At 72.0% G+C, this 21,480-nt stretch carries 20 protein-coding genes, 1 pseudogene and 1 riboswitch; of the genes and pseudogenes, 13 read left to right on the forward strand and 8 right to left on the reverse strand.

Annotation, left to right across the window (positions count from 1 at the left end; genetic code table 11):
- Positions 1 to 101: 101 nt before the first annotated feature.
- Positions 102 to 322: riboswitch (cobalamin riboswitch) on the reverse strand.
- Complete coding sequence (locus AB0C75_RS15985; RefSeq protein WP_362891093.1) at positions 321 to 1,226, reverse strand: polysaccharide deacetylase family protein; 906 nt, start codon at positions 1,224 to 1,226, stop codon at positions 321 to 323. Its footprint overlaps the riboswitch before it by 2 nt.
- 288 nt (positions 1,227 to 1,514) lie before the next feature.
- Between AB0C75_RS15985 and AB0C75_RS15990 the strand changes: the two genes are divergently transcribed.
- On the forward strand, positions 1,515 to 3,050 hold the full coding sequence (locus tag AB0C75_RS15990) for a glycoside hydrolase family 43 protein (RefSeq protein WP_362891095.1): 1,536 nt from the start codon (positions 1,515 to 1,517) through the stop codon (positions 3,048 to 3,050).
- A 28-nt stretch (positions 3,051 to 3,078) separates the two neighbouring features.
- On the opposite strand, the gene AB0C75_RS15995 is transcribed toward AB0C75_RS15990, so the two are convergent.
- Complete coding sequence (locus AB0C75_RS15995; RefSeq protein ID WP_362891097.1) at positions 3,079 to 3,990, reverse strand: NmrA family NAD(P)-binding protein; 912 nt, start codon at positions 3,988 to 3,990, stop codon at positions 3,079 to 3,081.
- Positions 3,991 to 4,095: 105 nt separating this feature from the next.
- Between AB0C75_RS15995 and AB0C75_RS16000 the strand changes: the two genes are divergently transcribed.
- The 4 genes from AB0C75_RS16000 to AB0C75_RS16015 all read left to right on the forward strand — a co-directional run bounded on the left by AB0C75_RS16000 (position 4,096) and on the right by AB0C75_RS16015 (position 8,270).
- On the forward strand, positions 4,096 to 4,659 hold the full coding sequence (locus AB0C75_RS16000; RefSeq protein WP_362891099.1) for a TetR/AcrR family transcriptional regulator: 564 nt from the start codon (positions 4,096 to 4,098) through the stop codon (positions 4,657 to 4,659).
- 88 nt (positions 4,660 to 4,747) lie between these two features.
- Positions 4,748 to 6,283 (forward strand): phytoene desaturase family protein, encoded by a 1,536-nt coding sequence (gene crtI, locus AB0C75_RS16005; RefSeq protein WP_362891100.1) that lies wholly within the window; start codon positions 4,748 to 4,750, stop codon positions 6,281 to 6,283.
- Entirely contained in the window at positions 6,280 to 7,266 is a 987-nt protein-coding gene (locus AB0C75_RS16010) for a phytoene/squalene synthase family protein (protein ID WP_362891102.1), read from the forward strand. Before crtI ends, AB0C75_RS16010 begins: the two co-directional genes overlap by 4 nt.
- Positions 7,263 to 8,270 (forward strand): DUF5914 domain-containing protein, encoded by a 1,008-nt coding sequence (locus AB0C75_RS16015; protein WP_362891104.1) that lies wholly within the window; start codon positions 7,263 to 7,265, stop codon positions 8,268 to 8,270. The genes AB0C75_RS16010 and AB0C75_RS16015 overlap by 4 nt, the downstream gene beginning before the upstream one ends.
- A gap of 3 nt (positions 8,271 to 8,273) precedes the next feature.
- Here AB0C75_RS16015 and AB0C75_RS16020 read toward each other — a convergent pair whose 3' ends face one another.
- The 3 genes from AB0C75_RS16020 to AB0C75_RS16030 form a co-directional block, all read right to left on the reverse strand.
- Positions 8,274 to 9,827, reverse strand: coding sequence for an FAD-dependent oxidoreductase (locus tag AB0C75_RS16020; RefSeq protein ID WP_362891106.1), 1,554 nt, complete (start codon positions 9,825 to 9,827; stop codon positions 8,274 to 8,276).
- Positions 9,824 to 11,038 (reverse strand): lycopene cyclase family protein, encoded by a 1,215-nt coding sequence (locus AB0C75_RS16025; RefSeq protein ID WP_362891108.1) that lies wholly within the window; start codon positions 11,036 to 11,038, stop codon positions 9,824 to 9,826. Before AB0C75_RS16025 ends, AB0C75_RS16020 begins: the two co-directional genes overlap by 4 nt.
- Positions 11,039 to 11,184: 146 nt before the next feature.
- Positions 11,185 to 12,711 (reverse strand): alpha/beta hydrolase, encoded by a 1,527-nt coding sequence (locus AB0C75_RS16030; RefSeq protein WP_362891110.1) that lies wholly within the window; start codon positions 12,709 to 12,711, stop codon positions 11,185 to 11,187.
- Positions 12,712 to 12,803: 92 nt separating this feature from the next.
- Here AB0C75_RS16030 and AB0C75_RS16035 point away from each other — a divergent pair, with 92 nt between their 5' ends.
- Complete coding sequence (locus AB0C75_RS16035; protein WP_362891112.1) at positions 12,804 to 13,754, forward strand: MerR family transcriptional regulator; 951 nt, start codon at positions 12,804 to 12,806, stop codon at positions 13,752 to 13,754.
- Positions 13,755 to 13,919: 165 nt separating this feature from the next.
- Positions 13,920 to 15,095, forward strand: a complete 1,176-nt coding sequence (locus tag AB0C75_RS16040; RefSeq protein WP_362891114.1) for an epoxide hydrolase family protein — start codon at positions 13,920 to 13,922, stop codon at positions 15,093 to 15,095.
- 40 nt (positions 15,096 to 15,135) lie between these two features.
- On the opposite strand, the gene AB0C75_RS16045 is transcribed toward AB0C75_RS16040, so the two are convergent.
- Entirely contained in the window at positions 15,136 to 15,507 is a 372-nt protein-coding gene (locus tag AB0C75_RS16045) for a VOC family protein (RefSeq protein WP_362891116.1), read from the reverse strand.
- Between the two features lie 126 nt (positions 15,508 to 15,633).
- On the opposite strand from AB0C75_RS16045, the gene AB0C75_RS16050 reads away from it, so the two are divergent.
- Entirely contained in the window at positions 15,634 to 16,551 is a 918-nt protein-coding gene (locus tag AB0C75_RS16050; protein WP_362891118.1) for a metallophosphoesterase, read from the forward strand.
- A complete protein-coding gene (locus AB0C75_RS16055) occupies positions 16,548 to 17,222 on the forward strand; it encodes a 4'-phosphopantetheinyl transferase superfamily protein (protein ID WP_362891120.1) in 675 nt (224 codons plus the stop codon). The genes AB0C75_RS16050 and AB0C75_RS16055 overlap by 4 nt, the downstream gene beginning before the upstream one ends.
- Before the next feature lie 17 nt (positions 17,223 to 17,239).
- On the opposite strand, the gene AB0C75_RS16060 is transcribed toward AB0C75_RS16055, so the two are convergent.
- Complete coding sequence (locus AB0C75_RS16060) at positions 17,240 to 17,788, reverse strand: GNAT family N-acetyltransferase (RefSeq protein WP_362891204.1); 549 nt, start codon at positions 17,786 to 17,788, stop codon at positions 17,240 to 17,242.
- A 191-nt stretch (positions 17,789 to 17,979) separates the two neighbouring features.
- On the opposite strand from AB0C75_RS16060, the gene AB0C75_RS16065 reads away from it, so the two are divergent.
- Both AB0C75_RS16065 and AB0C75_RS16070 read left to right on the forward strand, forming a co-directional pair.
- The gene (locus AB0C75_RS16065; protein WP_362891122.1) at positions 17,980 to 18,729 is read left to right on the forward strand and encodes an SDR family oxidoreductase; all 750 of its coding nucleotides are present in this window, start codon (positions 17,980 to 17,982) and stop codon (positions 18,727 to 18,729) included.
- Between the two features lie 91 nt (positions 18,730 to 18,820).
- A complete protein-coding gene (locus tag AB0C75_RS16070; protein WP_362891124.1) occupies positions 18,821 to 19,516 on the forward strand; it encodes a TetR/AcrR family transcriptional regulator in 696 nt (231 codons plus the stop codon).
- Between the two features lie 150 nt (positions 19,517 to 19,666).
- On the opposite strand, the pseudogene AB0C75_RS16075 reads toward AB0C75_RS16070, so the two are convergent.
- Positions 19,667 to 20,008: pseudogene (locus AB0C75_RS16075) on the reverse strand (tetratricopeptide repeat protein); the annotation flags it as partial.
- Positions 20,009 to 20,127: 119 nt separating this feature from the next.
- On the opposite strand from AB0C75_RS16075, the gene AB0C75_RS16080 reads away from it, so the two are divergent.
- A complete protein-coding gene (locus tag AB0C75_RS16080) occupies positions 20,128 to 21,093 on the forward strand; it encodes a pirin family protein (protein ID WP_362891126.1) in 966 nt (321 codons plus the stop codon).
- A gap of 180 nt (positions 21,094 to 21,273) precedes the next feature.
- Positions 21,274 to 21,423 carry a hypothetical protein gene (locus AB0C75_RS16085; RefSeq protein WP_362891128.1) on the forward strand — a complete coding sequence of 50 codons (150 nt, stop codon included), beginning with the start codon at positions 21,274 to 21,276 and terminating at the stop codon, positions 21,421 to 21,423.
- The last annotated feature ends 57 nt before the right edge of the window (positions 21,424 to 21,480 follow it).

Here is a 21,480-nt window from a genome sequence, read left to right on the forward strand (position 1 = left end):
GGTGACGTACCGGACGGGAGGCGCGCCGGACGACGCGGTGATCCGCCTGGTATGTACGCCGACCCGCCCACGAGGTCACCGGGATCGTCCGCGCACGGTTCGTTCGCACGCGGGCAGATGGCAGGTCTTCGGACTCGCGGGCACGCCCTCCAGGAGGACACCTATTGGCCGTCGCTTCCCAGGCCCGGTACGTCGGACCCAGTGCGTATGACGGCGGTCGTTCCCGCTCACCGCTGCGGGGCAGTCCCGGAATTCCACCGGGTTCCCTCTTGCGACGCATCCCGTCTGGCGGACGGGGCGAACCAGCTGCACCCGCCAGCCTACGGGTCCGTCCGGGCATCCGGTGAGCCAGGTCCAGCATGCGGATGGCCGGGGCGGCGGCTCACGGCGGCCCCGGCATCGCGTGCCCAGACACGCTGGAGGGCCCGGTGGTCGATCACCGTGATGCCCTCCCGTGCCACGGCCTCCCGGGCCTCCGGCGACGTGAGGAAGTCGTGGTCGGCACGGCGCACCCGCCACCCGCTGTCGACGGCCATCGCCTCACGGCCGCCGAGACCGGGACGCACAGCCCATTCGCTGAGCCCGATCGGCAGCCCCTGGAGCAGCCGGGCATACCGTGCCGCCTTGTCCTCGGTCGCAAGGGAGAAGCTGTCCAGGAAGTCATGGTCGACGACGGGCAGCCCCCGTCGCCGCATCGCCAGAAGTCCCGGCTCCAGCCATACACGGACGGCGAGGCCGTACTCCCCGGCCAGTTCCACCGTCAGGTCCAGGATGTCGTCGCGGCCTCCGTCGGCCAGGCAGTGGAAGTCCAGATGGGTGGGTGTGAGCCCCGTGTCGGCCACGGCGTCCAACTGCGCGCGGAATTCGGTCTCGACCTCGTCGGGCCGGGCCCGGCCCAGCAGGGCGGCCCGTCCGGCGGTCGTCGGCGCGAAGAAGTCGCCCGCCCGGTCGAGCAGCGAGGGCACCTTCTCCTTCGCGGCCAGAGGGCCCCAGGGGTGCCGGGGCGTCTCGCACACCAGGGTGAGATGGATCCCGAACGGGATGTCCGGCCGTCGCCGCAGCAGCCGTACGGCGTCCTGCGCCGCTGGACACACGGTCATGAGGCTGCACGACCCCGCGATCCCCTGCTCGATCGATTCGATCACCGCCGTGTTGACCGCGGGATACATGCCGAAGTCGTCGCAGTTGACGATCAACAGGCGGGCGTCCGACGGGAACCCGAGCATGCGGTTCTACCGCGCCGAGGGGTTCACGCCGGAAGATCCGACAGCTTCTCGGTCCATACCCGCAGTCTGCTCCCCGCCCCGACGGTCGCGCACATGGTTTTGGGTGCCCATGATTCGGCCCTCTGCGTAAAGGGGCGTCGAAGCGTTTCGACGCGGCCAACTCGCGTTTTTGCGAAGGCTGTCGTAGATCTGCCGGGTCCCTTGACACGCTGATGCGACGCTGCCATCTTCGAAGCGCTTCAACGATCATGGCCCTGTTACGCAGGGCCTGACCCGAGGACGGTCCAGGTGCTCTTCGAGAATCCCGTGATACCCGGCTTCAGTCCGGATCCGAGTATCTGCCGTGTGGGCGAGGACTACTACGTGGCGACGTCCAGCTTCGAGTACGTCCCCGGGGTGCCGCTGTGGCACAGCAGGGATCTCGTGCACTGGCGGCTGATCGGACACGTCCTGGACCGCTCGTCGCAGTTGGCGCTGCCTGACACGGCTCCGTCCTCGTGCGGGGTGTACGCGCCCACGCTGCGACATCATGACGGCCTCTTCTGGATGATCACGACCGTGGTGGCCGGTGCGGGCACCGTCCTGGTGACCGCCGAGGACCCCGCGGGTCCGTGGTCGGAGCCCGTGCCGGTAGGCATCCCGGGCATCGACCCCGATCTGGCCTGGGACGACGAGGGCGACTGCTGGTGCGTGTTCTCCCACGACGGGATCCGTGGGGTGCGCATCGAGCCGGAGACGGGCGAACTGCTCGGTGAGCCGGTGGACATGTGGTCGGGAAGCGGGCTCCAGTATCCCGAGGGACCGCACCTCTACCGGATCGGCGACTGGTGGTATCTGCTCCTGTCGGAGGGCGGGACGGAACGCGGGCACGCGATGTCGGTGGCCAGGGCGCGGACGCTGCCGGGCCCCTTCGAACCGCACCCGGACAACCCCGTGCTGTCCCACCGCAGCACCGGCCACCCCGTCCAGAACACCGGCCATGGGGATCTGGTGGAGGCCCACGACGGAACCTGGTGGATGGTCCTGCTGGGCACCAGGCCCCGTGGTGACACGCCCGGATACCACGGTCTGGGCCGGGAGACGTTCCTGGCGCCGGTGCGCTGGGTGGACGAATGGCCCCTGCCCGGCCCGCTGGAACCGCGCGCCGAGGCTCCGGCGCTGCCCCCGCACCCCTGGCCCGACGAGCCGCACCGCGACGACTTCGACTCCGCGGGACTCGCACCCTGCTGGGTGTCGCTGCGCCGGCAGGACCCCGGCGCCGTACGCCTGGACGAGCGGCCCGGACATCTGGTGCTGCACGCCCGCGCGGACAGCCTGGACCGGCCGGGCGCACTGTTCGTCGGGAGGCGCCAGCGTGATCCGGACTGCAGCGCGCGGGTGCTGGCCGACCCTGGTGAAGGAGGCAGGGGCGGGATAGCCGTACGGCTCGACGAGGCCCACCACTACGAGGTGGAGGCCGAGGACGGCAGGGTACGTGCGGTCGCACGCATAGGCCCGTTGCGCCGGACCGTGGCCGAACGGACGGTACCCACCGGCCCCTTGGTCCTGAGGATCGATGTGACCACCACAGGTGTACTGCCGCCCACCGTCACCGTACGTCCCGAGGGCGACGGCACCGCGGAGGTGTCCGGCCTCCGGGTGGGCGGCCCCGACACCCTGCGCCTGGGGTACGAGACTGCCGACGGGGACTTCGAGGTACTCGCCGAACTCGACGGGCGCTACCTCACCACCGAGGTTGCCGGGGGTTTCACCGGCCGGGTGGTCGGCATGTACGCGACCCGGGGCGCGCCGGCCTTCGACTGGTTCGAGCTACGGCCTGCCTGACGGGGTGTCACGGTCCCCGGGGTGGACCTCAGGCCGAGGCCGGCCGCAGATGGGCTCCGGCCCACTCGTCGAAGGTGGTGAGGGGGATGCCGAGCTCCCGCGCGAATTCCGGCCGGGCGGGCTGGGAGTGCTCGTTGATGTGTGACTGGCCGAAGCCCATGTCGGGCATCCCCGCTGCGGTTGCCTCCTCCGCGGTCAGGTCGGGCGCGGTCAGCTCGACACCGAGACGGCGCGAGAGGACCGCGGCGATGTCCGTCATGGACAGGTAGTCACTCGCCAGCTCCAGCTCGACCTCGTGGAAACGCTCAGGTGCGGCGATGGCGGCCGCAGCCGCCCCGCCGATGTCGTCGACAGCCACGAGGGACAGCCGGGTCGTGGGCTTCAGCAGGGTCACCAGGCCGCCCTCCACTCCACGGGGAAACACGATCTCCTTGGAGGGGAGGAGGTTCTCCATGAAGTAGCCGGGCTTGATGAGCGTCCAGTGCGTGAAGCCCGCCTCGCGTACCCGGTCCTGGACCCCGGCCTTCGCGGTGTAGTAGGGCTCCATCCAGCTCCAGTGGTCCTTGACCCAGCTGGTGTGCTGCCCGGCCCCCGAGACGGATGTGTGGACGAACTGAGGCACGCCGGCGGCCCTCGCGCTCTCGATCAGGCCGATGGCCTGGTCGAGCTCGCCCTCGAAGCCGCGGCCCTCCAGATCGGGCATCTGGACGGAGAAGACGGCTCGGGTTCCTTCGGCGGCCCTGGTCAAAGAGTCACGGTCGTCGAGGTCGCCGGTGACCAGCTCGGCGCCGAGTGCCTCGACGGCCTTCGCCCGGGCGGCGGCCGGGTCACGGACCAGTGCCCGGACCGGCACCCCCGTCGCGAGCAGGGCCCGGGCGGTGGCGCCGCCCTGCTGGCCTGTGGAGCCGACGACCAGTACGGGCTTGGGATCTGAAGTCATGGTGTTCCTCGGGCAGGTGTCGCTCTGAGAAGTGGCGGGGTCCGCCACTTATGTTCGGTTACGATACGGAGGGCCCCGCCACTTAGCAAGCCCAGGAGATGAGAGATGACCGCCCAGCGTGCCGACGCCCGGCGCAACTACGCGCGGATCCTCGCCGTGGCCGAGGAGGAGGTCGCCGCGCACGGCGCCGAGGCATCCCTGGAGCAGATCGCCCGTGTCGCCGGAGTCGGATCGGCCACCGTGCGCCGGCACTTCCCGAACCGGGGCGCCCTGCTCCAAGCCGTGTTCAGTGAGCGGATCGAAGCCCTGCGCACCCGTGCCGAGGAGCTGGCCGGCGCCCTCGACGCCAGGTCCGCCCTCCTCGACTGGCTGGGCGCGCTCACCTCCTACGCCACCTCGGCACGAGGCCTGGCCGACACGCTGACCCATGCGGAGACGGAGGGCCCGGAGTATGTGAACGCCTGCTCGGCGAAGCTGACCGGCGCGGCCGACCCCCTGCTGCGCCGTGCTGCCGAGGCCGGCGCGGTGGCACCGGGTGTGACCATCACCGACCTGATCACACTCGTCACCGGCATCGCGCTGGCCACGGAGCACCACCCCGACCCCGCCGCCGAGGCGGACCGGCTGCTCGCCCTGACCGTGCGGGGCGTCTGTCCGCCGTCCGGGTGAACTCCGCTCCGACCGGGTCGCATGCCGGGCAGGCATAGGGGGATCAACGGCCCTGGGCCGTGGTCACCGCCCGGAACGAGGAGCGCCCATGAGGACCGTGTCCGGCCCCACGGACCACGTGGTGGTGGTCGGCGCCGGCCTGTCCGGCCTCGCCGCCACGCTCCATCTGCTCGGCGCGGGCCGCCGGGTGACCGTCGTCGAGCGGGACGCCGCACCCGGAGGCCGTGCGGGACGGCTGGAACTCGGCGGCTACCGGGTGGACACCGGGCCGACGGTACTGACCATGCCCCACCTGGCCGACGAGGCCTTCGCGGCCGTCGGGGACAGCCTCCACCGGCGGGTGGAGCTGGTCGCCCTGCACCCGGCCTACCGTGCGCGCTTCGCGGACGGCAGCCGGCTGGACGTACACACGGACGGTGACGTCATGGAGGACGAGGTCCGCCGGTTCGCCGGGGCCTCGGAGGCCGAGGGATACCGGCGGCTGCGCCACTGGCTGGAGCGGATGTACCGGGCGCAGATGCGCCGCTTCATCGACACCAACTTCGACTCACCCTTCCAGCTCCTGCACCCCGACCTCGCCCGGCTGGCGGCCCTGGGCGGCTTCGGCCGGCTCGACCCGCAGATCGGCAGATTCCTCTCCGACCCGCGGCTGCGCCGGGTGTTCTCCTTCCAGTCGCTGTACGCGGGAGTGGCCCCGGCCCGTGCGCTCGCCGCCTACGCCGTCATCGCCTACATGGACACGGTCGCGGGCGTCTGGTTCCCGAAGGGCGGCATGTACGCGCTGCCCCGGGCGATGGCGGACGCGGCGGCCGACGCCGGAGGAGAGTTCCGCTGGTCTGCCGCGGTGACACGGCTGGAGACCGCGGCCGGGCGGGTGCGAGCCGTCCGGCTGGCGTCGGGGGAGCGGATCGCCTGCGACGCGGTCGTCCTGACGCCGGATCTGCCCGTCGCCCACCGGCTCCTGGGCCGGGCGCCGCGACGCGCAGTACCGCTGCGACACGCGCCGTCGGCCGTGGTCCTGCACGCCGGCACGGACCGCACCTGGCCCGACCTCGCGCACCACACCCTCTCCTTCGGCACCGCCTGGGAACGCACCTTCGACGAACTCACCCGGACCGGTCAGGTCATGAGCGACCCGTCACTGCTGATCACCCGGCCGACGACCCACGATCCGACGCTGGCCCCCGAAGGCAGACATCTGCACTACGTACTCGCCCCGTGCCCCAACACCACGACCGGCCCATCGGCGGGCACCTGGCGCGGCCTCGGTCCGCGCTACCGCGACGGGCTGCTGGCGGAGCTGGAGCGCAGGGGGCTCGACGGATTCGAGGCATCCATCGACCGGGAGCTACTGGTCACCCCGGTCGACTGGACGGCCGACGGCCACGCGGCCGGCACCCCCTTCTCCGTGTCCCACACCTTCGCGCAGACCGGCCCCTTCCGGCCACGCAACCTCGTACGCGGATACGACAACGTCGTCCTCGCCGGATGCGGAACCACACCAGGGGTGGGCGTCCCGACCGTACTCGTGAGCGGCAAGCTCGCCGCCGCCCGCATCACAGGTACTCCCCGCGCGACGGGTGCGCACCGCCGTCCCCCCGTCCTCGAAGGGCACCGCCGATGAACACCCGTGAGCTGGACGCAGCCGGGATCACCGGGCCCGTCCTGCGCGACGCCTACGCCCGGTGCCGACAGCTGAACGCGCAGCACGGCCGCACATACTTCCTCGCCACCCGGCTGCTCCCGGTCGAACGCCGCTGCGCCGTGCACGCGCTCTACGGCTTCGCCCGATGGGCCGACGACATCGTGGACGACCTGGACCGCAGGCAGCCCCCCGCCGAACGCGACCGTCTGCTGCGTCTGCTGGAGAGCGACCTGGCCCATGGACTGCGGACGGGAGGCGGTGAGGAGCCGGTGGTCAGGGCCGTCGCCGACACCGCGGGGCGCTACGCCATCGACCACGGCCTGTTCGCCGACTTCCTGGCGTCCATGCGCAGCGACCTGACGGTCACCGACTATCCGACGTACGCGGACCTGAGGGTCTACATGCACGGTTCGGCAGCGGTGATCGGGCTCCAGATGCTGCCCGTCCTCGGGACGGTCGTGGCCCGCGAGGAGGCGGCACCGCACGCCGCCGCGCTCGGCGTGGCCTTCCAGCTGACCAACTTCCTGCGTGACGTGGGCGAGGACCTGGACCGGGGGCGCGTCTATCTGCCAGCGGACCTGCTCGGCGCCCACGGCGTCGACCGCTCCCTGCTTGAGTGGAGCCGCCGCACCGGACGGCACGACCCGCGTCTCCGGGCGGCCTTCGCCGACGCCGACCGGCTCGTGCGGACCGTGTACCGCGACGCGGAGCCGGGCATCGCCATGCTGGAGCCGCGGGTGCGGCCCTGTATCCGTACGGCCTTCGCCCTGTACCGGGCGATCCTCGACACGATCGCCGCCGACGGCTACCGGGTGCTGCACCGGCGCTCCGTGGTGCCGGGCCGGCGGCGCGCCGTCACCGCCGCCGGCGGACTCGTACGGATCCTGGGAGCACGGATGCGGACCCGGCCGCCCGCGGCGGGGCAGGAAGCGGCCGCCGGAGCGAAGGGCACACCGCGATGAACGGACGGCACTCCACGAGGACGTGGACATCGCCCCTGCGGGTGCGGCGCGCCCCCCGCTGGGAACGGCAGGCGCCGACCTGGCGCGAGGCGCAGCCCACCGTGATCGCCGAAGCGCTGAAGCGGTCGGCCGCCAGGCCGTCGGGCAACTGGTACGTCGTCGGCGCCTCCCGGGACATCGGCGTACGGGAGCGCCCCTACGGCCGGGCCGTCGCCGGGGTGGAAGTCGTCCTGTGGCGCTCCGACGACGGATCCCTGCGCGCGGGGCCGGGGCAGTGCCCACATCTGGGAGCCCCGCTGCGCGACAGCCGGGTGGTGTGCGGGACGCTCCTGTGCCACTGGCACGGACTGGCCCTGGACGGCGGCCCGTTCGCCGGGTGGGAACCGTACCCGGTGTACGACGACGGGGTCCTGGTCTGGGTCAGGCTGGACCGGGCAGGCGGCGAGAGTCCGCTGGAGCGCCCGGCCGTCATGGAAAGGCCCGTCCGGGGCGACGCGGTGGACGCGGTGTTCACGGCCGTGGGCCGGTGCGAACCCGAGGACGTGGTCGCCAACCGGCTCGACCCCTGGCACGGCTCCTGGTTCCACCCTTACGCGTTCGTCGGTCTGACGGTGGCGGGCACCCCGCGGGACGGCGGGGACGACGCGTTCGCCGTCGATGTCTCCTTCAAGGTCGCCGGCCAATTGGTGGTGCCGGTGCGTGCGGTGTTCACCGCGCCGGGCCCGCGCACGGTGGTCATGCGCGTCACCGACGGTGAGGGCGCCGGATCGGTGGTGGAGACCCACGCGACGCCGCTCACCGGGCCCGGCGCGAGCGCCCCGAGGACGGCGGTCGTCGAGGCCGTCGTCGCGGCCTCGGACCGGCGGGGATTCGCCCTGGCCCGTCTCGTCGCGCCCGCCCTGCGCCCTCTGATGCGCCGGACGGCGGGCCGGCTCTGGCGTGACGACCTGGCGTACGCCGAGCGCCGCTGGTCGCTGCGGAGCACCGGGCGCTTCCCCGGCTGAACATCACCGCCGGGCGGCCCCGCCCGCGAGGGCTCGCAGGACGCGGGAGCGCCCGGCACGCGGAACGGTCCAGAGCACCTGCCCCCGGATCCCCCAGTCGGCGAGGAGCGCGTTGGCTGCCAGGAAGCCCGAGGTCGCCGCGCGCTCCATCAGAGCGACGGGGAGGCCGGTGCGGACCAGGTCGCCCGCCAGCACGACGCGAGGGTGAGGCGTGCGCACGGGGGGCCGGCGGTGGTAGCCGCCCGGCGGGAAGGCGGGACAGTCGGCGCGCCACTCGTGGCGGGCGTCGACGATCCGGGCGTCCGCCGTCTCGGGGTAGACCTCGTGCAGCCGGTCGAGCATCCGGCGCTGGACCTCCTTCGGCTCGGCTGCCCCGTCGACGGCGTAGGCGTGCAGTTCGACGACGGAGCCTCCCGTCCGCGCGGCCCAGCGGGCCGATTCACCCTCCCAGCGGTCCAGCACACTGACGTTGTCAAGACCGTCGAAACCACTGGTGCCGAGGAACCCCGCACGGTCCGCGCGCACGGGGCGGTCGAGCCACAGCCGGGACACCAGGAACGGCGGCGCCGTGCGCAGGGCCGCGATGTCCGCGCGCCAGGAGGCGTCCCCCAACCGGCCCGAGGCGCCCACGACCTGGCGCAGACCATGGGTGTCCAGGGCGAGGACCACGGCCTGGTGGCGGTCGTCCGCCCCGTCGGTCCGCACGACCAGCTCTCCGCCGGAGTCCGGGCGGACGCGCCGGACCGGGGTGCCGGTGCGGACCTCGGCGCCCAGGTGCCGCAGATAGCCGGCCAGGGGCTCCCAGAGCGCCTGGGGGAACGGCTCGCGCGGCACGTCGAAGAGGAGCCCCTCCGACGAACCGAGGAAATAGATGTGGAACATCAGCAGCAGCTCGGCGGCGGACAGCTCGCGCGGGTCGGCGAAGAAGCTGCGGGAGAACACCTCGAAGGCCAGGTGGTGGGCCGCTTCGGGGAAGTTGATCCGGTGCAGGATGTCGGCGGCGCTGACCCCGTCGAACCGCTCGTACACCTCGGGCACCCGCACGTCGAGCAGCGGCAGCGCCTCGCGGGGGTTCATCGAGGCGAGGTCGCGCCAGCCGAACGAGGGGCTGAGCGCCACGAACCCGAGGGCGCTCCACGGCGGGGTCCTCGGCACCCGGGCGAAACTGTCCGCCATACCGTTGCGGTGCCGGAGCGGATAGTCCGGCAGCGGGGCGAGTGCCGCGAGCCCGGGGTCCGTACGACGCAGCAGTCCGCGCAGGTTGTAGTACTGGCGGAAGAACGCGTGGAAGCCGCGGCTCATCGTCGCCCCTGAGCCGTCGGCGAGACGGACGGGCCGGCCGGCCAGGCGGCCACCGAGGGCGTCGCCCTGTTCGTACAGCGTCACGCGGACTCCGCGTTCGGCGAGCCCGGTCGCCGCGGCGAGGCCCGCGATGCCACCGCCGATCACCGCCGCCGATGGGGCGTCGCCGGTGAAGCGCCCACTTCCTGGCCGGGGCAGGAGTACCTCGGCCCGGCGATCGCGTCCGTGCCTTGCGGGGTCGGGACGCCGGATCATCGCAGGCTCTCTTCGGTCAGGCCGCCGGCCCGGCGGGGGAGGAACGGGAGTTCGGCCGCGGTGCGGAGCATCGGACCCACGGGCGTACGCAGACCGATCCCGAACTCCTCCCACGGCGTACTCCCGCCGTCGAGGAAACGCAGCAGCCGCTCCATGGGGACGCGGCGGAAGAGTTCGGTGAAGAAGCGCGGCCCGTCCACACGCCCCGTGTCGAGAGCACGGAGCAGCACGGCGTCCATGGCGAGCGCCCTGCGCCCGTGAGGCGGGGGCACTACACCCGGCGCCCCCCGGTGCAGCGCGGAGGCGATGGCCCGGCTCTGACGCTGCACCGCGGCGAAGGTGTAGCCGGTCGCCGGCCGGGTGGCCCCTCCCGCGGCCCCGATACGGAAGACGGCGCGGCCTGTCCGGCGGGCGAAGCGCGCGTCGGTCATCGGGATCACACCCCGCTCGGCCGACTCCACGGTGAACCGGCCGAGCCGCAGGACGCGCTCTGTGTACTGCCGCAGGGCGGCTTCGTACGCGTCTGTCGTGAGCGGGGCACGGGAGAACTCGGTGTACTCCACCAGCGCCCGGTCCGGTGCGAGCGGCAGAACATAGCCGAACGCCAGCCCATGACGGGGCTGCGGGACCCGGAAGTCCATGAGGTCCGCGACGCCGGGCTCGAAGCGCGGGAGAGTGGTGCGTACGTACCAGCCCTTGAAGTGCTGGAGCAGCAGTGTGCGGTGCGGTGGCGCGACGGGCACGGGCCGTGAATCGAAGACGTATCTGCCGCGCAGGGTGAGCGGACGGCCGTCGGCCGTCGTACAGCGCACTTCCGCGCCGTCCGGTGTGTCGCGCACCTCGTGGGCGGTGGCACGCAGGACGCGGGCCGTGGGGGAGGCGGCCAGACGTGAGAGGACCAGCCGTTCGAAGGGGACCGAGCGCACCATGCGATAGCGCAGGGGCGCCGGCTCCGACTCGATGACGGCGCCGTCCGGGCCCCGCACCCGCAGCCGCTGCCAGGAGGCGGCGACAGCCTCATCGAACTCGCCGGTGCCCGCCTCCCAGTAGCACCAGGTGCGCTCGGCCGGGCGCAGCGGTCCGTCGGGGGCCTCGACCAGGGTCACCACCCCCGTGCCGGTCCTGGTGAGCCAGTGGGCCAGGCAGAGTCCTGCGGCGCCGCCGCCCAGGACAAGGGCCTCGGGCGGCGGCGGGTGCGGTCCGTTCGTCATCGCTGTCCCTCGGCCCTGTCGTCCCCGTACGGCTGACGGGTTGTCAACCCGATCACGTTATGGGCGCCGAAGCCAGGAGCCGCCACGGAGAGTGTCTCTTCGTGTGACCCGTCTGCGCATGATCCGCCGGGGCGGCACGATGCGGCTCAGGCTGTCAGATGACGCAGGAGCGTGCCCATCGCGCGGTGTACCGCGTCGCGTGACGCGTCGGTCCGGTCGATCGTCTCGAACCCGTGGTGACCGTTCGGCACGTCGACCACCTCGATGTCCGCACCGCACCGCTGGGCAGCCGTCAGGAACTCCTCGACGGTGGCCGCGATCTCGTCCGCCTCGAGCCCGGCCCGTACCAGGACGAGCGGCAGGGATCCCGCCCCGGCGACCGCGTCCGCGGGGTGGAACCGGCTGTCGAACCGCCCCCAGTTCGGCAGGGGCGCCATGATGGGGTAGTCGGCCGCCAGGCAACGCAGCCACGGCGGGGGCTTCGCCAGCCAGTCCGCGGTGAGCGGGCCGCTGCCGGAGAAGAACCACAGGGCGATCCGGTCCGCGTCCACCCGTGGATCGGCCCTGACGCGTCGCACCGTGTCCGCAAGGTCGTCGGCTGCCCGCCCGTAGTCGGTCAGTGCGTGCAGACGGTGGTCCAGGGTCACCCCCACGACCCCGTGGTCCGCGGCGTAACGGGCGTATCCCGTGAGGGTCGGCCAGTCGCGGGGGGTGGGGCGGGCTCCGGACGGCACGGGGCCGCCGTGGACGAACACCACCGCAGGGCGGGGGCTAGGGGCGTCCGGCGGCAGGTACAGGTCCATGTTGTCCGTCCGCTCACGCGGCAGCTCGGGCACGTCCAGCAGGAACGGCCGCAGGTGTGGCGCCGGCCGGGAGGCGTCCACCGCGGTCAGACGCTGCCCTTCGCCCGCCGCGGCCTTCAGCAGTGTCACCGCCAGTGCCGTGGGGCCGGACAGCATCGGCCAGTGACCTGTGGGCAGTTCGAAGAACGTCACCCGGGGGTCGGTGAGCGGCTGCAGGCCGGGCTCACCGAGATTCACCTGGGCCTGGACCATGGCGATGCTCGCCCCGTTGCCCGTGCACAGCACTCCGGCCATGGGCAGGGCGGCCGCCGCACCGGTCAGCCTCAGGGGCTGCAGCAGCGTGGCCAGGGGCTGCGGTGAGGCGAGGGCGGTGAGCCGGTCGAGCGCCGCGTCGGGCACATCGGCGGTGCTGCCCCAGAGCCGCCACGCGTCGCGCGCCGGAGCAGGGAGCACCGCGCCCGCCCCCGGCGTCCCGCCCGCGGCCCGCAGCACCTCGTCGCGCACACCCTGGTCGGCCACGGCGGCCAGGGCAGGGACACCGTCCTGGGGCAGCCCCGAGTCCAGATACACGATCCGGGCGACCGCCTCCGCCCGCCGGTCGGCGGCGCCCACGACCGGATGGATCCCGTAGTCGTGACCGACCAGCACGACCTCCCCGGCGGCCCCCTGTCCCACCGAGTCGATCACGGCGACGACATCCGCGATGTGCGTCTCCAGGTCGGTCTCCGTACCGTCGGAAGGGCCGCCACCGCCGAGCCCGGTCAGAGCCACCGCACGGACCTCGGCACCCGCGGATGCCAGCCGAGCGGCCGTGCCGTCCCACACGTGCGGTCCTGTGAACACACCGGACACCAGGATGAACGTGGTCATGGTCTCTCCTCGATACGTCGTCGCCCACGGACCGGGCGGCTCACCGGTCCCTCTCCCGAGTACCGTAGGAACTCCCCCTGAGGGAGGTTCAAGTGTTCCAGTCGTACGACGGGCTGTGCGGCATCGGCGAGCTCGCCGGGCGGGCGGGAGTGAGCGTCAAGACGGTCCGTTTCTACTCCGACAACGGTCTGCTGCCCGAGGCCTCCCGCAGCGCGGGCGGTCACCGCAGGTACGGCCCCGGCTCCCTCGAACGGCTGCGGATGATCCGCTCCCTGCGCACCATGGATCTGCCCGTCTCCTCGGTGCGCCGCATCCTGGACGAGGACGACACCACGGGTCGTGCGGGCGGAGCCCTGGAGGACGCCGTCGCGGGACAGTTGCGCACGCTCGGCTCGCAGCTGAAGGCGCTGCGCTGGAGAGAGGCGGCACTCCGCTCCGTACAGGAGAGCCCGGCGGCCGAACGCGCAGGCCGGTTGCGCCTGATCGGAGCGGTGGCCGCACCGCCGAGCACCGCGCCGCTGGCCCGGTTCTGGCGCGGCTGGCTGCCGCCGAGGATGCCGGCCGGGTCCGTCACCGCGTTCCTGGAGGCCGCGGTCCCGCAGCCGCCGGATGACCCCGACCCCGGCCAGGTGCTCGCCTTCGCCGGGCTGTGCGCCATGGTGACCCGCCCCTGCGACGGGGACGAACCGACCCAGCCCCATGCGCACAAGGCCGCGGGGGCCCGTGCGTCGGCCGTGCTGTACGCGGGCCTGGCCGAGGCGTACGACCTGGCGGGCACCGAGATGCGCCAGGACAGGGAGCCGGGCCCGGGGGACGCGCTGGACGGGTTCGTGGACGCGTACGCGAGCGCCCGGGACACCGCCGACACTCCGGACTTCCGCCGCGCCCTCGCACAGCAGCTCGCCGCCGATCCGCGCATCGACCGGTACTGGGAGCTGACGGCCGAGCTGGTCAGCGCACCGGGCGGCCGTCCCGAGCCGACGCCCGGGACCGCGCACGACTGGCTTCTCACTGCCCTGAGATCGCAGTCGGGACCGCGCTGACGGCGCGGTTCGGGACCGTACTGACGGCGCGGTTCGGGACCGAACTGACGGCGCGCTTCGGGACCGCGCTGACTCGCGCTGACCCCGCGGAGTACGGCGCAGTGCCGCAGTTCCGCCGAGGGCTGAGCCCGGCATGACCCACGTGAGAGGTCCTAGGATGCGTCCATGCCGGACAACGCACAGCCCCGTCCAGAGCCGTTCACCCGGGAGACCTCTCCCGCCGCCCTCGAAGACCTGCGCACGCGGCTGCGCGCGACGCGCTGGCCCGACGCGCCCGAGGACGCCGGTTGGTCGCTGGGGACCGATCTGGACTACCTGCGCGAGCTCGTCGCCTACTGGGCGGATGGCTTCGACTGGACCGCGCAGGAGGAGGCGCTCGCCCGGCTTCCCCGGTTCCGCGTTCCGTTGGGTGGACTGGGGGTCCACTTCGTCCACGCCCGGGCCGTCGCGCCTGTCGGGCCGGTCCTGCCACTGGTGCTCAGCCATGGATGGCCGGACTCGTTCTGGCGCTACTCGAAGGTCGTCCCGCTCCTCACCGACCCGGGTGCGCACGGCGGCGATCCCGCCGACGCGTTCGACGTGATCGTGCCCGACATGCCGGGCTTCGGATACTCCGACCGGCCTGTCGGCCCGCCCCTCGACTCGATCGCCGTAGCGGGCCTGTGGGCCGAGCTCATGACCGTCCTCGGCTACCGGCGGTTCGGTGCGTCGGGTGGGGACGTCGGCAGCCATGTGAGCCGCTATCTGGGTCTCGACCATCCCGACCGTGTCGTTGCCGTCCACCGCACCGACGGCGGCCTGCCGGTCCTGACCGGCGACCCGGCGGACCTCGCGCCGGAGGAGAGGGCCTGGATGGAGGAGGTGGCGGCCTGGAGCGGTACGGAGGGGGCTTACGCCTCGATCCATCGGACGAAGCCACAGACCGCCGCCTTCGGACTCAACGACTCACCGGCCGGACTCGCGGCGTGGATCGTGGAGAAGCTCCGGGCCTGGAGCGACTGCGGCGGCGACATCGAGCGGAGCTTCACCAAGGACGAGATCCTCACGAACATCACGCTCTACTGGCTGACCGGCACGATCGCGTCGTCCATGCGCATGTACCGGGCGAACGCGGCCATCCCGCCCGCCCAGCTCGCCCGGCGGGTCGAGGTACCCTCCGGTTTCTCGATCTTCTCCGGCGACATCGTCCGCCCGCCGAGGGCCTGGCTGGAGCGCACGACGAACATGGTGCGCATGACCGAGCCCCCGCGCGGCGGGCACTTCGCCCCGTTCGAGGAGCCCGAGCTGTACGCGGAGGAGCTCCGCGCCTTCTTCCGCCCCTACCGGACGGCAGCCGCCTGACATCGAGGGCCGGCCGACGAGCGGTGCGCGTGGAGCCGCTTCACTTCCAGCAGAGACAGAACGGATGCCCCGCCGGGTCGGCGTACACGCGGAACGTGCGTTCGCCGCCCCGGTCGTCGAGATCCAGCGGTGTCGCACCGAGCGCCAGCACCTCCTCCTGCGCGCGCTCGACATCCGACACGTCGAAGTCCAGGTGCGCCTGCTGCGAATTACGGTCTCCACGGGGCCACTCGGGCGGCCTGTGGTCGGCTGCCCTCTGGAACGCGATATGTGCGCCGCCCGGGACATGGAGGTCGTACCAGATCTCGTTGTACCTCTTGATCTCACCGCCCAGAACGGCCTGGTAGAAGCCGGCCAGCGAGCTCGGATCGGGGCAGTCGAGGGCGACAAGGCTGTAGGTGGCGACGGGCATGGTGAGTCCTTTCGTCAGGGAGCCGCGTCCCCCGGACGCGGCTGGTCAATCATCCTGGGCGGATGAACAGCGGGCATGTCGAGTGGATCGGCCCCGGCGGACGCCCCGAGACGGTAAATTCGAACAATGACTTCCCCCACCGAGTCAGTACCTCGCCCGCCCACGGGTGGCGGCCGGCTCCTCGCGGTCAGCGATCTCCACGTGGGCATCGCCGACAACCGCCCCGTCGCCGACCGGCTGCACCCGTCGTCCGACCAGGACTGGCTCATCGTCGCGGGGGACGTGGCCGAACAGGCGGAAGAGGTCGAACGCGCGCTGCAAGTGCTCGTTGACCGTTTCGCCCATGTGGTGTGGACCCCCGGGAACCACGAGCTGTGGACGGTCGACAAGGACCCCGTACGGCTGCGCGGCCAAGCGCGCTACGAGCACCTCGTCCAGGTGTGCCGCGAGCTCGGCGTGACCACGCCCGAGGACCCCTACCCGCTCTGGCAGGGGCCCGAAGGACCTGTGGCCGTGGCCCCCGTGTTCCTTCTGTACGACTACTCCTTCAGGGCCCCGGGAACGTCGACGAAGGAGGAGTCCCTGGCCCGCGCCCACGAGGCGGGCGTCGTCTGCACCGACGAGTACCTGCTGCACCCGGACCCGTACGAGACCCGGGACGACTGGTGCCGGGCACGGGTGGCACTGACCGAGCAGCGGCTGGCCGCGCATGATCCGGACATACCGCTCGTCATCGCCGGGCACTGGCCTCTGCTGCGCGAACCCACCTCCGTGATGTGGTACCCGGAGTTCGCCCAGTGGTGCGGCACCGAACTCACCGCCGACTGGCACCGCCGCTTCAACGTCGCCGCCGTCGTCTACGGGCACCTCCACATCCCCCGGACGACCTGGCACGACGGCGTACGGTTCGAGGAGGTCTCGATCGGCTACCCGAGGGAATGGCGCAAACGGGGCCATCCGCGGGGGCTGTTGCGGCAGATCCTTCCGTACGCGGGGGAGCAGGCCCTGGAGCGGGTCCCGGCCGCCGAGGGCGACGCCTCGTGATCGAACGGCTTCTCCCCGCGTACGTCGCGTGTGCGGACACCCACGAGACGGACGCTCCCCCGGGCACTCTGTATCCGGAGGAGGCGCGGCTGGTGACCGCGAGTGTGGACAAGCGCCGACATGAGTTCGCGGCGGTCCGCGCGTGCGCGCGGCGGGCCATGGCTGTCCTCGGGCTGCCACCGGCGCCCGTGTTGACCGGCCATCGCGGCGTCCCTTTGTGGCCCGACGGGACGGTCGGCAGCATGACGCACTGCGAGGGTTATCGTGCGGCCGTACTGGCAAGAGCGTCCGAGGTGCGGGGGATCGGCATCGACGCCGAGCCGAACGAACCGCTTCCGACCGGTGTGTGGGAGGCGATCTCGCTGCCTCCGGAGCGGGAGAGGGCGGCGCTCCTGAGCGTGGACAATCCGGCGGTCCACTGGGACCGGCTGCTGTTCAGCGCCAAGGAGAGCGTTTTCAAGACATGGTTCCCGCTCACCCGGATCGAACTCGACTTCGACGAGGCGGACATCAGCTTCCGTACGAGCCCCGACGTCGCCACCGAAGGATCGTTCGTCGCGCGGCTCTCGCTGACGGCGCCCGGGATGCCGCGGACGTACGAGGGGAAGTGGCTGATGGACGGCGGCTTCGCGGTGACCGCGATCGTGCTCCCGGCGGCCTCCACCGTGTGACCTCCGCGCGCTCCCTTTCATCTGTCCGCGCGGGAGGACCGACGCTCCTGGTCCTCCCGTGACGTGCCGGGCCAGTCGACGCGGTAGTGCTTCAGGCGGTCGTCCACCGCCACCAGCCGCATGCCGGCCGAAGCCATGACGCGGTGGGATCCGATGTTGTCCAGATCGGCGTCGCCCTTGACGGAACGGACCCCCTGGGACCTGGCGAAGGTCAGCAGCGCCCTGAGCGCCTCGGATGCGTAACCCTGGCCGCGTGCCGAGCTGATGAGGCCGTACCCGACGGTGACCTGGCCGGTGGCATCCGGCCTGCCGTGGAACGCCACGCCGCCGATAGCCAGTCCGTCCGTACGGCGTCGGATCTCGTACGGGCCGAAAGGCTGAGGGCTGCCCGTGCTCACACAGGCCGCCAGGAAGCGGCGGGCGCCCGACCGGTCGCCGGCATCGGGATATCCGGGGGCCCATCGCGCGCCGTCCGGAGGGCGGCGGGTGTCACCTGTCTCCACGGCCGCTGCTTCCGCGGCGGTCAGTGGATGCAGTGCGAGCCGGTCGGTCATGAGGGTGCCCAGGTCCATGGAGGCCTGACTACCACCGGGCGATGGGCGGGCGCACCCCGGTTTCTGCTGCCCAGCTCGGGGTAGCGACGCTATTAACATTGTTACCACCTGGGGTAGCGGCGCTACCGTGATGGTGTTAGCGTTGTTCCGTCAAGGGTTGGTTCCTGGAACCGCCGACAGCCTCTTTGTCACAGGAGCATGTCATGGCCGAGCAGCACACCACGCCCGCACGCAGGGTCGCGCTCGTGACCGGGGGTTCGCGAGGCATCGGCCGCGAGAGCGCCGAGCGGCTGGCAGCGGACGGGTTCGCGGTCGTCATCAACTACGCGGGGAACAGGGCCGAGGCCGAGGCGGCGGTGGCGAATGTCGTCGCCGCGGGCGGCGAGGCCTTCGCCCACCAGGCGGACGTCGCCGACGAGGCGGCGGTCGCCGCCCTCTTCGATGCCGCCGAGGAGACCTTCGGGGGAGTCGACGTGGTCGTCCACGCCGCAGGCGTCATGGCGCTGTCGCCGCTGGCCGACCTCGACCTGGACGAGCTCGACCGGATGTACCGCACCAACATTCGGGGCACCTTCGCCGTCGACCAGCAGGCCGCGCGCCGGCTGCGCGCCGGCGGAGCGATCATCAACTTCTCGACCTCGGTGCTGGGGCTGGCCATACCCGGATACACCGCTTACGCCGCCACCAAGGGGGCCGTGGAGGCGATGACGCTCATCCTCGCCCGTGAGCTGCGCGGCCGGGACATCACGGTCAACGCCGTCGCCCCGGGACCGACCGCCACCGCGTTGTTCCTGGACGGCAAGGACGAGGAGACCGTCGCGAGGATGGCCGCGCAGCCTCCCCTCGAACGGCTCGGTGCCCCGCAGGACATCGCCGAGGTCGTCTCCTTCCTCGCCGGATCCGCCCGCTGGGTCAACGGGCAGGTGCTGCGGGCCAACGGCGGCATCATCTGAGCGCCCGGACAGCGAGGCAGGCCGCGAAGGGACGAGTGCCCTCGCTCCCGCCGCCCGGCTCGCCCTGTCCGGCACTTGATAGCGTCCCCCGATGAGTACACGAGCACGCATCCTCGAAGTCGCGGCCCGGCTGGTCGCCGAGTCGCCGGACGGGGACATCTCCACGCGGGCGGTGTGCGAGGCGGCGCAGGTCGGAGCACCGGCCCTCTACAGGCACTTCGGGGACAAGGAGGGCCTGCTGTCGGCTGTCGTCGACCACGGCTTCGACGCCTACCTGGCGACCAAGCGGCAGCGGGACGAGACCACCGACCCTGTCGAGGACCTCCGTAACGGCTGGGACAGTCACGTCGAGTTCGCTCTTCGGAACCCGAATCTGTACCGGCTGATGAACTCCCCGGCGATGAGGACGCCGCCGGCGGCCGCCCTCGAGTCGCACCGCATCCTGACGCGGGACCTGGACCGGGCGGCCGAGCAGGGGAAGCTACGCGTGGCGCCCGAGGTGGCCGCCCAGATGATCATGTCGGCCACGACGGGGGTCGCGCTGATGCTGGTCTCCCGGCCCTCGACCTTCTCGGACGCCGGAGTCTCGGCGCGTGTGCGCGATGCACTGCACGCCGCTGTCTTCACCCCGGACGTGCGCGCGAGCGAGCCGGTGGACACCGGGGTCCCCACGGTGGCGGCCCGCCTGGGAGCCCTGTTGCGCCGGTCGCACGGAACCGGTCTCAGTACGGCTGAGGCGGCACTGATGACGGAATGGCTCGACCGGGTGTCGAACGCCGAACGCTGAGCCCGCCGGAGGGCGGCCCCGGGAGCTGGGCCACCCGTCCGGATCATGCCGGGCTCACGGGGCGTGCGTAACCGTGGTTCTGTCACCCGTCGGTTCTGTCACCCGTGGGTTCTGCCATCCGTCGTTCTTCCGCTCCTGTGCGAGGAGCGCGGGTCCCAGGTCCTCGGTCATGGCCCGGGCCATCCGCAGATGCGGGGCCGCCTCCGCCTGCCGGCCCTGGCGTTCGAGGGTGCGCCCGAGCATCAGCCGCGCATAGTCCTCGACAGGGCTGCGCTCCAGTACCTCGCGCAGCTCCGCCTCGGCCTTGGCGAGCCTGGCCGAGTGGTAGTACGCACGCGCCAGGAGCAGCCGGGGCGCCACCTGCTCCGGCGCCTCCTGTACCAGCCCACCGAGGATCCGCGCCGCGGTCAGGTATTCCTTCGCCTCGAAGAACAGCTGCGCCCGGTCCCAGCGATCGGCGGGCGTACCGAACTCGTAGTAGGTGTCGTCCACTTCTCCTCCTTCGGGGAGTCCTTCCGGTCACGTCAACCCAGCGGAGTGGTTGAATATTCCACTAAATTTTCGGCGTGGGGGCCCGCACTCGATGACCGTACGGGATTAGGTTGTGCGCCATGAGCAATCTCGATCGCCAGGCCGTTCCCTCCGTGTGCGGGGGACGCGGCTTCGTCGTCGCCGAACCGGTACGTGAACTCCTCACTCCCCGCCGCGTCCAGCTCGGCGAATCCACCGAGGTGCGCAGACTGCTGCCCAACCTGGGGCGCCGTATGGTCGGCGCCTGGGCGTTCGTGGATCACTACGGCCCCGACGACATCGCGGACGAGCCCGGGATGCAGGTGCCGCCGCACCCGCACATGGGCCTGCAGACGGTCAGTTGGCTGCACGACGGTGAGGTCCTGCACCGCGACAGCCTGGGCAGCCTCCAGCAGATCCGGCCGCGCGAGCTGGGTCTGATGACGTCCGGCCGTGCGATCAGCCACTCCGAGGAGAGCCCAGAGCCGCACGCCAGGTTTCTGCACGGCGCGCAGCTCTGGGTGGCCCTGCCCGACGCCGACCGGCATGTCGAACCGCATTTCCAGCACCACACCGATCTCCCCACCGTCACGGCCCCGGGCTTCACCGCCACTGTGATCCTGGGCGAACTCGACGGTGCCGCGTCGCCCGGCAGGTCGTACACCCCGATCGTCGGAGCAGACCTGACCCTGACCGAAGGCGCCGAAGCCCGGCTGCCGCTGGACCCGGACTTCGAGTACGCCGTGCTGTCGATGTCCGGCGAGGCCCAGGTCGACGGCGTCCCGGTCCTGCCCGGATCCATGCTCTACCTCGGCTGTGGCCGCACCGAACTGCCCCTGCGGGCGGACTCCGACGCCGGGCTCATGCTGCTCGGCGGCGAGCCGTTCGAGGAGGAGATCATCATGTGGTGGAACTTCGTGGGCCGGTCCCACGAGGAGATCGAGGAGGCCAGGCGGGCATGGGCGGAGGGCTCCCGCTTCGGTGAGGTGCACGGCTACGACGGCGGCCGACTGCCTGCTCCCGCACTGCCGCCGGTGGCACTGAAGCCGCGAGGGCGTGTGCGCTGATGCGGTAGATGCCTCCCTGCATGCGCTCTCCTTCGGTCGCGGTGCCGAGTTGGGTACAGGCGACCACCCATGTCCTCGGCCCCCTGGCGAAGCACCCGAAGCGGCCGGCAACGGCAGCGCCGGCCGCTCCCGCCGGTCACGGCGTGCAGGGTGAGGTCGTCCACGTCGACGGTGCGGCTGGTGAAGGACACGGCCCTGGCCGACCCGTGGCAACACCTCTTCATGCAGCGTGCCTTCGCGATGGCCCGGAGGGGCGTGGGGGCCGAGGTCGCTGTGGCGATCGACACCAACGGCATCCACCGGTCGAGCCGACCCTGGATCAACGGCTGACCGCGGTCTCGCTGCGAAAGGGCTGGAAACCGATCAACCTCGGCGGCCCGGTCAACC

This window comes from Streptomyces sp. NPDC048565 (genome assembly GCF_040650935.1).
GTDB lineage: Bacteria > Actinomycetota > Actinomycetes > Streptomycetales > Streptomycetaceae > Streptomyces.